15 protein-coding genes and 1 pseudogene are annotated in these 14,501 nt (G+C 44.1%); 7 read left to right on the top strand and 9 right to left on the bottom strand.

The genetic code is table 11. From position 1 onward, the window contains the following. Positions 1 to 58: 58 nt before the first annotated feature. A complete protein-coding gene (gene proG, locus FB592_RS07720) occupies positions 59 to 877 on the bottom strand; it encodes a pyrroline-5-carboxylate reductase ProG (protein WP_141949425.1) in 819 nt (272 codons plus the stop codon). Positions 878 to 1,045: 168 nt separating this feature from the next. Between proG and htrA the strand changes: the two genes are divergently transcribed. Beyond that, a complete protein-coding gene (gene htrA, locus FB592_RS07715) occupies positions 1,046 to 2,404 on the top strand; it encodes a serine protease HtrA (RefSeq protein WP_141949424.1) in 1,359 nt (452 codons plus the stop codon). Between the two features lie 518 nt (positions 2,405 to 2,922). On the opposite strand, the gene FB592_RS07710 is transcribed toward htrA, so the two are convergent. The 4 genes and pseudogenes from FB592_RS07710 to FB592_RS07700 form a co-directional block, all read right to left on the bottom strand. Next, entirely contained in the window at positions 2,923 to 3,894 is a 972-nt protein-coding gene (locus FB592_RS07710) for a glycosyltransferase family 2 protein (RefSeq protein WP_015715747.1), read from the bottom strand. An 11-nt stretch (positions 3,895 to 3,905) separates the two neighbouring features. Next, positions 3,906 to 6,074 carry a glycosyltransferase family 39 protein gene (locus tag FB592_RS07705; protein WP_141949473.1) on the bottom strand — a complete coding sequence of 723 codons (2,169 nt, stop codon included), beginning with the start codon at positions 6,072 to 6,074 and terminating at the stop codon, positions 3,906 to 3,908. A gap of 12 nt (positions 6,075 to 6,086) precedes the next feature. Continuing rightward, positions 6,087 to 6,182 (bottom strand): annotated as a pseudogene (locus FB592_RS21070) (hypothetical protein); the annotation flags it as partial. Between the two features lie 108 nt (positions 6,183 to 6,290). Continuing rightward, entirely contained in the window at positions 6,291 to 7,241 is a 951-nt protein-coding gene (locus FB592_RS07700) for a ring-cleaving dioxygenase (protein WP_141949423.1), read from the bottom strand. 388 nt (positions 7,242 to 7,629) lie between these two features. On the opposite strand from FB592_RS07700, the gene steT reads away from it, so the two are divergent. The 6 genes from steT (at position 7,630) to spoIISC (ending at position 12,102) form a co-directional block, all read left to right on the top strand. Then, positions 7,630 to 8,946 (top strand): serine/threonine exchanger, encoded by a 1,317-nt coding sequence (gene steT, locus FB592_RS07695; RefSeq protein WP_021479457.1) that lies wholly within the window; start codon positions 7,630 to 7,632, stop codon positions 8,944 to 8,946. A gap of 275 nt (positions 8,947 to 9,221) precedes the next feature. After that, entirely contained in the window at positions 9,222 to 9,839 is a 618-nt protein-coding gene (locus FB592_RS07690) for a DUF47 domain-containing protein (RefSeq protein WP_003218470.1), read from the top strand. Between the two features lie 12 nt (positions 9,840 to 9,851). Then, on the top strand, positions 9,852 to 10,853 hold the full coding sequence (locus FB592_RS07685) for an inorganic phosphate transporter (protein WP_014479569.1): 1,002 nt from the start codon (positions 9,852 to 9,854) through the stop codon (positions 10,851 to 10,853). 109 nt (positions 10,854 to 10,962) lie between these two features. Further along, positions 10,963 to 11,709: a toxin-antitoxin-antitoxin system toxin SpoIISA gene (gene spoIISA, locus FB592_RS07680; protein WP_141949422.1), complete on the top strand. Its 747-nt coding sequence runs from the start codon at positions 10,963 to 10,965 to the stop codon at positions 11,707 to 11,709. Continuing rightward, positions 11,709 to 11,879, top strand: coding sequence for a three component toxin-antitoxin-antitoxin system antitoxin SpoIISB (spoIISB, locus tag FB592_RS07675; protein WP_003232646.1), 171 nt, complete (start codon positions 11,709 to 11,711; stop codon positions 11,877 to 11,879). The genes spoIISA and spoIISB overlap by 1 nt, the downstream gene beginning before the upstream one ends. An 85-nt stretch (positions 11,880 to 11,964) precedes the next feature. After that, positions 11,965 to 12,102 (top strand): three component toxin-antitoxin-antitoxin system antitoxin SpoIISC, encoded by a 138-nt coding sequence (gene spoIISC, locus FB592_RS07670; RefSeq protein WP_003232648.1) that lies wholly within the window; start codon positions 11,965 to 11,967, stop codon positions 12,100 to 12,102. Between the two features lie 37 nt (positions 12,103 to 12,139). Here spoIISC and FB592_RS07665 read toward each other — a convergent pair whose 3' ends face one another. From FB592_RS07665 to xepA, 4 genes are read right to left on the bottom strand one after another with little or no spacing between them, the layout of a single operon-like run. Then, on the bottom strand, positions 12,140 to 13,033 hold the full coding sequence (locus FB592_RS07665; protein ID WP_141949421.1) for an N-acetylmuramoyl-L-alanine amidase: 894 nt from the start codon (positions 13,031 to 13,033) through the stop codon (positions 12,140 to 12,142). A gap of 12 nt (positions 13,034 to 13,045) precedes the next feature. Next, on the bottom strand, positions 13,046 to 13,309 hold the full coding sequence (locus FB592_RS07660) for a phage holin (protein WP_003232653.1): 264 nt from the start codon (positions 13,307 to 13,309) through the stop codon (positions 13,046 to 13,048). Positions 13,310 to 13,321: 12 nt separating this feature from the next. Then, positions 13,322 to 13,591, bottom strand: coding sequence for a hemolysin XhlA family protein (locus tag FB592_RS07655; protein ID WP_003232655.1), 270 nt, complete (start codon positions 13,589 to 13,591; stop codon positions 13,322 to 13,324). A gap of 52 nt (positions 13,592 to 13,643) precedes the next feature. Then, positions 13,644 to 14,483, bottom strand: coding sequence for a phage-like element PBSX protein XepA (gene xepA, locus FB592_RS07650; protein WP_038828711.1), 840 nt, complete (start codon positions 14,481 to 14,483; stop codon positions 13,644 to 13,646). Positions 14,484 to 14,501 lie beyond the last annotated feature (18 nt).

The raw sequence follows: 14,501 nt of genomic DNA, 5'->3' as shown, positions 1-14,501 counted from the left end.
TATAACTGGGGAAAATCTCAACCATTCAGTGATAAAAAAAGAATCCTCTTTCAAGGATTCATGTCTGTTTACCAACCTGTTCTGTAAGCAGTTCATATTTTTTCAGGGTTCTTTCAAACACCTCATCAAAAACGTCAGGCACAGAGGCGCGTATCACCTCAGCCCCCTCTCCCGTTATTCCGCCTTTGGTTGCGACACGTTCCAGCGTCTCCTCGAAAGACATATTTTTTTCGATCAGCAGCTTGCCAGTTCCGTATAACGAATGAATCAGAAAATCAAAGGCTTCTTCTTTGGACAAGCTGCTGTTTCTGACCGCAGACAGTGCCAGCTCTTCGAAGATTGCCGCTATGAATCCCGGTGCCGAGCTCGTTAAATTGCTGGCCGCATCAACATTCGATTCTTTGATTTCTCGTACACGGCTGAAAACCGATAACAATTCATTCAGACGTTCTTTTTTCTCCGCAGCCAGTGCTTCACTGTGAACGACAAGTGAGATGCCCGCTTCTGCTTCGGACGTAATGGCAGGAATAACACGTGATACACCGGCTTCTGTTTCTGCCTCCAAAAGACGCAGCGGCACACCGGCAGCTATGGATACGATGTGAGTATTTCTGTTCACATACGGGTGCAGACGGCGCATTGTTTCGATGACATGGAGCGGCGGGACGCATATCAAAATCAATTGGCACGTATTTGCCCAATTCTCCAACGGGTCAGCCGATACGTTTGGATAATCTGACATGAGTGCCCGCAGCCGCTCCCCCTTCGTTCTCGTCTCAATAAATAACTCATTCTCTTTTATTTGTTCATGTTTCAACAGCTGTCTGGCGATCATATCCGCCATGCTGCCATATCCAATCAATCCAATCTGTTCCATCGACTCAGTCCTTTCATATACAATATGAAGTGTACCGTTTTCCGCACTTTTTCACAATTTCACATAATCTTTTCATTTTTATCCCACAGTTTTTGTTTATGATAAACTCAAGTCATAAACCTATCAATATAAATAGAAATGTGAAAATAGAGAAACGGAGTGAACATGATGGATAACTATCGTGATGAAAACAGAACGAAAGGTAATGAGAATGAGGTCTTTTTAACGAAAGAGAACGATCAGAGCACCTCCTACTCGGCCCGCAATGTCATTCATGATCAGGAGAAGAGAAAACGAGGATTCGGATGGTTCAGACCGTTGCTTGGCGGAGTGATCGGCGGCAGTCTTGCCCTTGGCATTTACACGTTTACACCGCTTGGCGACCATGATTCTCAGGACACTGCAAAACAATCATCCAGCCAGCAGCAAACGCAATCTGTTACAGCAACAAGCACCTCCTCTGAATCTAAAAAAAGCTCATCAAGCTCAAGCAGCTCATCTGCATTCAAGAGCGAGGACTCTTCTAAAATCTCAGATATGGTAGAAGACCTTTCACCAGCGATTGTCGGCATTACAAATCTTCAGGCACAATCAAACAGCTCTTTGTTCGGCTCTAGTTCTTCTAATTCCAGCGAAGATACAGAAAGCGGTTCAGGGTCAGGTGTCATTTTCAAAAAAGAGAATGGCAAGGCTTATATCATTACAAATAACCATGTCGTAGAAGGGGCATCATCACTGAAGGTATCTTTATATGACGGCACTGAGGTTACTGCAAAGCTGGTAGGCAGTGACTCGTTAACTGATTTAGCCGTCCTCCAAATCAGTGATGACCACGTCACAAAAGTGGCAAACTTCGGTGATTCATCTGATCTCAGAACAGGCGAGACCGTTATTGCGATTGGGGATCCGCTTGGAAAAGATCTGTCCCGCACAGTAACACAAGGAATTGTTAGCGGCGTGGACAGAACGGTTTCAATGTCTACATCAGCCGGCGAAACGAGCATTAACGTCATTCAGACAGACGCAGCAATTAATCCAGGTAACAGCGGCGGTCCTTTGTTAAATACAGACGGCAAAATTGTCGGCATTAACAGTATGAAAATCAGTGAGGATGATGTTGAGGGTATCGGATTTGCCATTCCAAGCAATGACGTAAAACCGATTGCTGAAGAACTGCTGTCTAAAGGACAAATTGAACGTCCATATATCGGTGTCAGCATGCTTGATTTAGAACAAGTGCCGCAAAATTACCAAGAAGGCACACTCGGCCTGTTCGGCAGCCAGCTGAATAAAGGTGTTTACATCCGTGAGGTCGCTTCAGGCTCTCCTGCTGAAAAGGCCGGATTAAAAGCGGAGGATATTATCATCGGCCTAAAAGGTAAAGAAATTGATACAGGCAGTGAATTGCGCAATATCTTATATAAAGACGCAAAGATCGGTGATACCGTTGAAGTGAAAATTCTCCGAAACGGCAAAGAAATGACGAAAAAAATTAAACTTGATCAAAAAGAAGAGAAAACTTCGTAAGACATAATGCCTCAGGCCGCAAAAGCGGTCTGAGGCTTTTTATTAGATAAAAGACCTAATTGTTCTATGAAACTTTCTGACGAGATATCCGTATATCATACAGATTGACATCATTCTCATCAGACGCTAGAAACATCGTTTGCTAGGAGGCATGAACATGAAAACCGTGGGACTGAGTATGATCTGCGCAGGATTGGCTTTTCTTTTGCTGAGCTTTCTTCTCTCTGAATCGACGTTGACGTGGGGAATTGTATTGGGTACCAGTATTCTATTAAACATAACTGGTACGGCTCTAATCATGCGTTTCTTAAAAGCCCCCCCAATCTAACAGCTGACATGCAGCAAAGCCGATGACGAAATCTTTAAGTTTTGCTGTTTTTATTTCAGCATGACTGAACCGCAGTACAAGCTCACAATCTCTTCTTTACCCAATTTCCATATATCTATCAGCATCTTTTGCTTTAGATCGTGCTCAGAGCATAAAAACCCCCTGTCCGTAACGGACAGGGGGTTTAAGGTTATGACATATGCTGGTCTCTATAGAGTCTTTTATTTTCAATTCCATACGATTTTTGGACGATGTAAAGCGGCCTGTCTTTGGCTTCATCGTAGATTCTGCCGATATATTCGCCGATCACGCCCAAAATCAGAAGGACAATGCCGCTGAACAGGAGCTGGATCACAATAAGTGATGACCAGCCGGTAATCGTGCTGTCTGTGAATAGCTTCAGATACAGCACGATAAACATATACAGAAATCCAGCACCTGACATTAAAATCCCCGCATAGCTTGCCAGCTTCAGCGGTTTATGTGAAAATGTCGTGATGCCGTCCATTGACAGCTTCAGCATTTTCTTGAGCGGGTACTTTGTTTCTCCGGCAAGCCTTTCATCACGTACATACTCGACCGCTGTCTGTTTAAAGCCCACCCAGCTGACTAGCCCTCTGACAAATGGATTTTTTTCTTTTAATCTCTTCATTTCATCACAGACTTTTCTGTCCATGAGACGAAAATCCCCCGTATCAATCGGGATATCAATATCTGTCATACCGCTGAGAAGCCGGTAAAACATAGCCGCGGTTTGTTTTTTGAAAAAGGTTTCCCCTTTTCGTTTAGTCCGCACGGCGTACACGACCTCATAGCCTTCCTTCCACTTTTCAATCATATCTAAAATCAGTTCAGGAGGGTCCTGCAAATCGGCGTCAATGACGACGATTGCATTCCCCTGTGCATAATCCATACCCGCCGTAATGGCGATCTGGTGTCCAAAATTCCTTGAAAAATCAATAATTTTCACTCTCGGATCGATCAGGCTGTGCTCTCTTAAAATCTCAATACTGCGGTCTTTGCTGCCATCGTTGACAAAAAGCAGCTCGTAGTTTTCCTTCGTTTGATCCATGACCTCTTTTAAGCGCTGATAGGTTTCATGAATGACAAGCTCTTCATTATACACAGGTACAACAATTGAATATTGAATATGTCTGCTCATGTTTTTGCCTCCTATTCATCAGCATGTAGTTCGTATAATGTTGCTGACTGATTCATTCCGCCAGGTCCGCCCATTTTGCCGTTTTTACCTGAAGCCTCGCTGCTTGATGTATCAGCTGAATCAGTATTTTCTGTTTTTTGATCAGAACTTGATTGCCATTTTTCTGATGCTACTTCTTTTCCATTTTTCTCAACCCATTCAACAATGTCATTGTTTCCGCCTCTTCCCATTCCAGAAGCCAAGAAGTATTTCACTTTTCCTTCTTTTACAAGCTTTTTGAATTGAGTCAGCGTGATAGCCGGGTCAGAACCGCTGAATCCGCCAATAGCCATGACAGCTTTTTTCGTTTTAATGATATATGGTGCCGCTGTGTTCGAATCGGTTGTGGCGAATAGGTATTCAGCTCCGGAGTTATTCTCCTCTAGATATTTGATCAGTTTTTCATTTACAGTCGCATCAGATATTCCCATGCCTTTTCCGCTCATTGATGCGAGCTGAGGGCCTGTTTCAGGCAGTGAGCTGTTGCCTCCGTACAGAAGCGGTGTACTTGCCCAATAAATCGGCATCACCAGCAATGCGAGGAGAGCTGCAAGTGAAACATAATAACTGAACGGTTTTTGGCGCTGTTTAAACAGCAGCAAAGCAATCGCTGACAACACGCCGATAACACCTACACCGATGCTCCAGCCTGCACCGATTTGATCGTTGTAGTTTCTGAGAATAAACAATTCAAATCCAGTTGTCGCAATAATTGCTCCCGGCAAAAGCCATGCTTTCCAGCCTGTCTGATTGCGGTACAGATGAACAAGAGCAACCCATCCCGCACCGACAAGAGCCGCAATCGGCGGTGCCAGCATGATGAGATAATAATGATGGAAAAATTCTGCGACACTGAAGAATCCGGCAATCGGTACAAGCCACGCAACCCAGAACACCGTTTCCTTCTGCTCTATAGATAATCTTCTTCTTTCTCTTGCGCCAGCGATCAGTAAGCCTGCGATTCCAAATATCGCAAATGGCAGAAGCCAGCTGATTTGATCAGATAACTCTTGTTGGAAAAGCCGCAGTGGACCAGGTGTTCCCGTTCCAAACATCCCTGAACCTGATTGCATTTTCGAACCCGTTCCTGTACCGCCTTTCCCTCCGTCTCCGCCGGGTCCGCCTTGGCCGCCATCTCCGCCGCTTGGAGGGCCTCCTTGACCGTCGCTTGGCATTTCTCCTCCGCTTGGCATTTGGCCATTGGATGGAGGTGCCGTCATATTGCCATTTGAGGATTTGTCATCATTTGATGAGCTGCTGCTTGATGACTGATTAGGCGGTGCTTGAGTGTTATCAGAAGAAGACATTTCTTTTGAAGCGTCTTTGTTTGGCGCACCCTGGACGCCGCCTGAATTTTGGCCTGTCAGCCGCTGGATTCCGTTATAGCCGAAAGCCAATTCCAAAACAGAGTTGGTTTGGCTGCTTCCGATATAAGGCCGCTTGCTTGCAGGGATATTGTCGACAATGAGCGGCCACGATAACGAAACGGCTGCTAATACGGCTAACGCACTTACCAGCGAAATGATTTTTTTCTTCACCGCGGCATTTGCCGCAATCAAATAGAACAATAGGAAGGCCGGTAAAATCATGTAAGCCTGCAGCATTTTTGTATTGAAACCTACCCCAACAACGAAAAATGCCGCTAACAGCCAGATCAGCTTTCCTGTTCTGATCGCTTTAAAGAGAAGCCATGTAGCAAGCAATAAGAAAAATACCAGTAATGCATCAACATTGTTTGTACGTGCTACAGCTACAGCTATCGGCGTACATGCCATAACAAATGAGGCAATACGCGCCGCCGTTTTTCCGAATGTCGGCTTTATCAGCAAGTACATAAGAAGGACTGAACCTACACCCGCCAATGCCTGAGGCAGAATGACGCTCCACCCGTGCATACCGAATATCAGTGCGCTGATCGTTTGGATTTGGTATGTAACAGGCGGTTTATCCACTGTTATAAAGCCGGCAGCATCGAACGAAGCATAAAAGAAATTATGAAAGCTTTGCATCATACTTGTGACTGCAGCGGTGTAATAAGGATTCACCGTATCATCATTCCAGATGTTATAGATATTTAAGAATGCAGATGCGAGCAAAATGAGGATGAGGAAAATATCCAGCTCGCGTTTTTTCTTTTCCACGTGTTTTTCACTCCTTTTGGCTAACTTGGAAATAGTGTAACAAGCAAATATGAATAAACTATTAATAAACAAAGACAATATTTTTGCCGAGGCCATTTCATGCCAATCATCCTATATACAGCTGGTTTCAAGCCCTTTCTCTAAATCGTAATCGGCGATGCGTTTTCCCAAAATAAAAAAGCCTTCCGGCACGCCGGAAGGCAAATGAATCACAATTTATTGGATCGGTTTCAATTTCGCTTCAATTTCTGCTCTTCGATGCTCTAGATATGGCGGAAGAGCAATCGTTTGGCCAAGCTCATCAAGATTTTCATCTACCATAAAGCCCGGTCCGTCTGTTGATAACTCGAACAAAATGCCGTTCGGTTCTCTGAAATACAGCGCCTTGAAATAGTAGCGCTCCACAATGCCTGAATTGCTAAAGCCTTCGCGGCTGATGATCCGGTGCCACCCGGCAAGTTCTTCTTCATCTCTTACCCGAAATGCGACGTGGTGGACACTTCCTTTGCCTTGACGCTCGCGCGGAAGATCGTTTCTTTCTATTAAATGGATTTCCGTTGCAGCACCGCCTTCTCCTGATTCCAGAATAACGGCGGTTCCTTGCCCTTCGACTGGTTCACGGCTGATTTCTATAAATCCAAGAATATTCGTCAATACGTGTAAGGTTGGTTCAGCATATGGCACAGTCAGTTCAACCGGCCCTAACCCGCGAAACGAAAATTCTTCCGGTATGCCGCTCTGTTTAACAGGCAGGCCATATCCTTTTCCTTCCTCATCAGCAGTCAGCACAAGTCGCTGCCCTTCATGATCTTGAAATGCCAATATGTCACGTCCGGCTCTTTTGGAGATGCCGCTGTGCGTTACTTGCTGCTCTTCAAAACGTTCTTTCCAGTAATGCAGGGCTTCTGTGCTTGGGACGCGCAAACCAATAGAAGAAATACTGTTTGTTCCCGCATGAAACGGTGCAATGCGGGGAATCTCGAAAAACGTCAGCTCAGTTCCCGGGTTTGCCACTTCATCTCCGTAGAACAGATGGTACATTGTCGGTTCATCCTGATTGACGGATTTTTTGACGAGCTTTAATCCTAATACTTTCTTATAGAAATCCAAGTTTTTTTGTGCGTCGGCCGTTAATGCCGATACGTGGTGAATGCCGTTAACTTTCATATGCTGTCCCTCCAGGTTATTTTATCTCGATTTCGAGATATCATATCATAATTGTATATTTATTGTTCTAATAACAAAGTATTTTATTCGCATGAGAAAGTCAACATATCAGCTTCACCGAAGGTTCGTTCATTTTCTGAATTCTCATCTCCCCTCTGTACTGGCTAAAATCCTAATACAGAAAACACGAACTTTACAAATAAACATCATGAATTTTATTCGTTTATAGATTGTTAAAACAGGTGTTTCCACAGTTTTATCTGCTGTACACAAAGCAAATTTCGGAAATCAGAAAATTTATTTTATTTCACTTTTCTAAAATAGGGTTTACAATATGAAAAAATAGATTCTTCAACATGAAGCTTCAACATCCTAGGAGGTTAAGGACATGCATACTGAAGACAACGGTTTGAAAAAAGAGATAGGCCTCTTGTTTGCCCTTACTCTTGTCATCGGAACCATTATCGGTTCTGGTGTTTTTATGAAGCCCGGCGCTGTGCTTTCTTATTCAGGTGATTCAAAAACGGCGCTTTTCGCCTGGCTGTTAGGCGGTATTTTAACACTGGCGGGCGGTTTGACAATCGCGGAAATCGGAACGCAGATTCCAAAAACCGGCGGGCTTTATGCGTACCTTGAAGAAGTGTACGGCGAGTTTTGGGGATTTTTGTGCGGCTGGGTGCAGATTATCATTTACGGTCCAGCGATTATCGGCGCGCTGGGTTTATATTTTGGATCTTTAATGGCGAATCTTTTCGGCTGGGGATCTGGACTATCAAAAGTCATTGGAATCATAGCAGTTCTCTTTTTATGCGTCATTAATATTATTGGTACAAAATATGGCGGTTTTGTCCAAACGCTGACAACGATCGGAAAACTGATTCCGATTGCCTGCATCATCATCTTTGGCCTTTGGAAAGGCGATCAGCACATCTTCACAGCAGTAAACGAAAGCATTTCCGATATGAACTTCGGGGCGGCTATTTTAGCTACGTTGTTTGCTTATGACGGATGGATTCTCCTTGCCGCTCTCGGCGGAGAAATGAAAAATCCCGAAAAGCTGCTGCCGCGTGCAATGACGGGCGGATTATTAATTGTAACGGCGATTTATATTTTCATTAATTTTGCATTGCTCCACATCCTGTCAGCGAACGAAATAGTCACGCTTGGTGAAAATGCGACAAGCACCGCGGCAACCATGCTGTTCGGGTCAATTGGCGGAAAGCTGATCAGTGTAGGGATTATCGTCAGCATCTTTGGGTGCTTAAATGGAAAGGTGCTTTCTTTCCCGCGTGTTTCATTTGCAATGGCGGAACGCAAACAGCTTCCATTTGCTGAAAAACTGTCACATGTACACCCGTCGTTCCGCACACCATGGATTGCAATTTCTTTTCAAATTGCTTTAGCTTTGATTATGATGCTGATCAGCAACCCTGATAAGCTCTCAGAAATCTCCATTTTCATGATCTACATCTTTTATGTGATGGCCTTTTTTGCAGTGTTTATTCTCCGCAAGCGAGCAAAGGGAAAAAAGCGCGCCTACAGTGTTCCGCTTTATCCATTTATGCCAATTCTGGCAATCGCGGGCTCCTTCTTTGTGTTAGGCAGCACACTCATTACAGATACAATGAGCTGCGGATTATCCATCCTCATCGGCCTTGCCGGACTGCCTGTCTATTACGGGATGAAAAAACGAAAAGCAAGCTGATAAAACGGTTCCCTTGTTTAGGGAACCGTTTTTTGGTGAAACAGAAGATAAAAGTTGACAGGAAAAACACAACTTTTGATATACTTTTTACGTTAAGCAGAAAGTTTTTGCAAACTTGGGTCGTTTTTTTAAAGCGAAGTAGGTCAAAATAAGGAGACACGATTTATCAAAAAAGTCAAGATACGTTTTTTTCGACTTTACCTGTTTTTTTTCGACAAAAGGCTATATAATAATTTGATGTGTGCATTGTTCATTCAAACTATGGAGGGTTTTTAATGATAAGAAGAAAAAAAGATAAGTTCTCACTCCTTTTAACAGAAATTGCAAAGAACATAGACGAAACTGCAGAATATTTTGTGAATTTTAAGGTCACTAACCAAACGACTCTTAAAGAATTTGCAGATACGTTAAAGGAATATGAAACAAAAGGTGACAATCATGTTCATGTCATGATTAAAGAGCTTAACAAAGCGTTCATCACTCCTATTGAGCGCGAAGATATCCTTCAGCTGACAAACAGCTTGGATGATGTGCTTGACGGAATCGAACATTTCTCTGCCATGATGGAGATTTTCTCAATTACTTCATCAGACGAGCATATCGATAAATTCAGCGGATACATCAGAGAATGCGCGAAAGAGATTTTGATTACGATCGAGCTGCTGGCAGAAAATCGCTTAAAGGATATTCAGCCTCACGCAATCAAAATAAAAGAGTATGAGCACAGCTGTGACAACTTGCACAGAAAATCATTAAAGAATCTTTTCGGAAATGAAACAGACCCAATCAAAGTCATTCAATATCGTGAAATTTACGAAACGCTTGAAGAAATCGCCGACTCTTGTCAAAGTGTTGCCAATAATCTTGAAACCATCATTATGAAAAACGCGTAACGAGGGGTAAAAATGGATATTCTATTAATATTAACGATACTAATAGTCATTTGTGCTCTGGCGTTTGATTTCATCAACGGGTTTCATGATACGGCAAACGCAATTGCGACTTCGGTATCGACAAAAGCGTTGAAACCGCGCCATGCCATTATATTGGCTGCTGTGATGAATTTTATCGGAGCAATGACGTTTACAGGTGTTGCCAAAACCATTACGAAAGACATCGTAGATCCTTATACGCTGGAAAATGGCTCTGTTGTCATTTTGGCTGCGCTACTCGCTGCAATTGCCTGGAACCTTATCACATGGTACTACGGTATCCCAAGCAGCTCATCCCATGCCATCATCGGCGCTATTGCCGGTGCAGCCATTGCGGCAGCCGGATTTGCAGCGTTAAACTATAAGGGCTTCATTAAAATCATTGAAGCACTGATCCTATCACCAATTATTGCCTTTGTCCTTGGTTTTATTCTTTATAGCATCGTTAAGCTGATTTTCAAAGACAGCAACTTGGCGAAAACGAATAAGCAATTCCGCAGAGTGCAGATTGTAACAGCTGCCCTGCAATCGTATACACACGGAACAAACGATGCACAAAAAGCAATGGGAATTATCACAATGGCTCTCATCACAGCGAATTTACATACTTCTGCTAATGATATTCCTACCTGGGTGCAATTCGCCTGCGCGACAGCCATGGGTCTCGGAACATCAATCGGCGGCTGGAAAATCATCAAAACCGTTGGCGGAAAGATCATGAAAATCCGTCCGGTAAACGGTGTTTCCGCTGACTTAACCGGAGCAGCCATTATTTTCGGCGCCACGTTTATTCATTTGCCGGTCAGTACAACCCACGTCATTTCTTCATCAATTCTTGGCGTCGGTGCGTCACACCGGGTAAAAGGCGTAAACTGGGGTACGGCCAAGCGAATGCTCATTACATGGGTCATCACGCTTCCGATTTCAGCGACACTAGGTGCCATCGCCTACTTTATTTTAAATATGATATTTTAATGTCACACCGCTTCTGTCAAAGGAGCGGTTTTTTTGATGGAACAGGAAAACCATCCGGATCTCTCGAATACAATAAGCAGAACCTATTTCAGATGTGAGGGATTCGAATATGGTTTTATTCTTTCAGATCATGGTCTGGTGCATCGTGGCCGGACTGGGGTTATACGTGTATGCCACGTGGCGTTTCGAAACGAAGGTCAAAGAAAAAATGTCCGCCATCCGGAAAACTTGGTATTTGCTGTTTGTTCTGGGCGCTATGGTATACTGGACATATGAGCCCACTTCCCTATTTACCCACTGGGAACGGTATCTCATTGTCGCAGTCAGTTTTGCTTTGATTGATGCTTTTATCTTCTTAAGTGCATACGTCAAAAAACTGGCCGGCAGCGAGCTTGAAACAGACACAAGAGAAATTCTTGAAGAAAACAACGAAATGCTCCACATATACCTTAATCGGCTGAAAACATACCAATACCTATTGAAAAACGAACCAATCCATGTTTATTATGGAAGTATAGATGCTTATGCTGAAGGTATTGATAAGCTGCTGAAAACCTATGCTGATAAAATGAACTTAACGGCCTCTCTTTGCCACTATTCGACACAGGCTGATAAAGACCGGTTAACCGAGCATATGGATGATCCGGCAGATGTACAAACACGGCTCGATCGAAAGGATGTTTATTACGACCAATACGGAAAAGTGGTTCTCATCCCTTTTACCATCGAGACACAGAACTATGTCATCAAGCTGACGTCTGACAGCATTGTCACGGAATTTGATTATTTGCTATTTACATCATTAACGAGCATATATGATTTGGTGCTGCCAATTGAGGAGGAAGGTGAAGGATAATGGAACGTGCGTTTCAAAACAGATGCGAGCCCAGAGCGGCGAAGCCGTTTAAAATCCTGAAAAAACGTTCAACCACCAGTGTCGCAAGCTATCAAGTCAGTCCGCATACAGCAAGAATCTTCAAAGAAAACGAACGGCTGATTGACGAGTATAAACGAAAAAAAGCATGATCACACTAAAAGGACAAGGGAAAACAGCTCTTGTCCTTATTCCTTTTCTTAAAGGGTTACATATAATAAATACAAACAGAGGATAATGTCAGGTGATACAGTGAAAAAATTGGTGAGGCGTGTGAAGTTTGTTGATTACGGAAGGTTTGGGCTTTCCGGGTACTCGCTTCGGGTGAGGGAGCGCAGTGCTGGAATTATTAAAAAGTTGAAGAAGAAAAAATAAATCCCGGAACCAGCTCCGGGATTTTTGTGGTCTGTGATCAGCTTAATTGCGCTGCGATCTTCGCTTTCGTCGCAGGTCCGTAAATACCGTCGGCAGTCAGGCCGTTAACAGACTGAAAACGCGCGACTGCGTCAGCTGTTTTCGGGCCGTAAATGCCGTCAATTCCGTTGTTGACAGCGCCTTTATCAGGGTAAAAATACAGAGCCGCAAGTGCTCGTTGCACCTGAAAGACGTGTTCTCCTGAGGTATAAGGTGTTGTCAATTGAATGATACCATCAGGGAGCGGATAGAGCTCGGGTTCTTCAGTGGACGATGGAGCACTTACAATTAATACTTGACCAACGCGAATAAGATTCGGGTCTTCGATATTGTTCCACTCTTGCAGCTGAGCAACCGTAACACCAAATGCTCTCGCTATGGATGTAAGCGTGTCGCTCTGTTTCACGACGTAAGTTTGGCTGCCGCCTCCCCCAATTCCTGCTTTGAACGAATCCCACGTATCTAACAATTTTCGCGGACATTCCTTCCCTGACCAATACTTATGAGGGACGACATTGGCGAGACTGATATTTTGTTCAGCCATTAATGTTTTGATGAGCCACTGGGCATTTGCTGTTGCTTTTGCAAAATCGCCATCGGCATTTTCGCAAATTTCAATTCCGATAGAAGCCCGGTTGCCACTGCCATTTCCGTCTCCCGCATGCCAGCCGTTTTCATTTAAAGGCAAATGCTGATAAATTTCTGTATCATCAACTGTAAAATGCCAGCTTGTCGTCGTATCAGGATTTTTCAAATAGCGGGCATGCGCTGCAGCATCTGCTCCTACTGCGGTATTCGCTGTATTGTGCACCGTAATGTAGAGCGGCGTCATTGCGTAGCCTGGACGGTTATTTGCGCCAACCGGAATAAAGTCTTGAATAATGTTAACCATTTTCATCTCTCCTTATTTCGTCAGATTATTGTCCCTTAACAAGTCGCGCTGTTTTTTCCCTTTTTCTGTTACATAGTTGTTTTTAAACCAAGCGGCAAGTGTCGTTCCAATTGTAAATGCAATGGAACCGGCTGAATAAAGGGCGTCAGCGAGCTGATTGACCTGCTCCTCCTGAATATCCAATGGTGATTTGCCGAGCATCAGCATGGTCTGGTTGATTAAAGCAATTAAAAGAAGCACCGTCCTGATGACCGTGCCCTTGTCAAACGTGTTCATGAAAATCCCCCTTTAATGCTGCAGCAGGCTGTACATAATGGCGATGGCTCCGCCAATGATGCCTGTAGACACTGCTGTAATGATGGCACCTGTGATGGTGCGTTTAATCCACGTGGTGTTTTCTTCAATTTTGTTTAATTTTTCGTTCAGCGTCATGATTTGCTGGTCTTGCCGGTCAGACACGCGTTCTAATGCAGAAACCCTCTGCTCAAGTGCTTTGTGCTCGCCTTTCATGTCTGCTAAATCTTGCTGAAACACATTCACATCTGCCTCTTGCTGCATCTCTCACTCCTCCTTCACATGCAGATCACCTCCCTTCCGAGGGCCGAGACTGTTATGAAACCGCGGTCCCTTTTACCGAAAGAGTACCGCCGGTGATACTGATAATCTCCATGATAATCTCCTTAAACCCTTTAATATCAAAGGCCCATGCCTCGGCTTTTCCTAATGTACTGGAGGCAGTGGTAGCATCATCAGTTTTCACGCCTCTGATCGGCAGTTTCTGTCCTGACACCGATTTGCCCCAAAATTTGACTTCGCTCATTTCTGCTGTGCCGCAGACTTCAACGAGTAAATGCGCGGCACCGTCAACAGGTAAGGCAGTCCCCTCGCCGGCGGACTCTGCATTTTCATGAAAGACAAAGTCAAATGTTTTGCGAGCCTCGACTTTCAGCCGTCCATCGTGTGTTTGATTCTCCGCAAAGTCAATCTGTAAAGGCGTTTTTCCATTGACACGCACATCCATCTCACCCGCACCGACTGATTGGTATAATACAAACTCAGATTGCTGAAGATTCCCGTTCACATAGCGGAAGCGGTAATAGCGTTTAGAAAGATATACCCAGTCCGTCGCTGTCAGGACACCTGCTGCGACATTAACTGCTGCTGTCGTTGTCCAAACATTGTTGTTGTCGCTTTCTTCTATAAAGAGCGTACCTTCACGATCTGCATACGCCCAGCCCTTCACTTTCGAAATCAGAACTGCGCCAAGCCTGTCCTGCCCGAGCTGACTATATGCCTCAGTCGCCTTTAAGGAAGCATTTGTTAAAATCTCCGCTACGCCTGACAAATTCGAAACAGGTGTCACAAAATCATTTTTTCCTCCTCGATAGGGCTTTACAGCGCCGGCTTTTCCAGTCCTATCGAGAGGAAATTCATATTGATACTTCACCATCTTCATCCTCCTTTGATC

This window comes from Bacillus sp. SJZ110 (genome assembly GCF_006715455.1).
Lineage (GTDB): Bacteria > Bacillota > Bacilli > Bacillales > Bacillaceae > Bacillus > Bacillus subtilis.
This window is presented reverse-complemented; position numbering and strand designations above follow the sequence as displayed.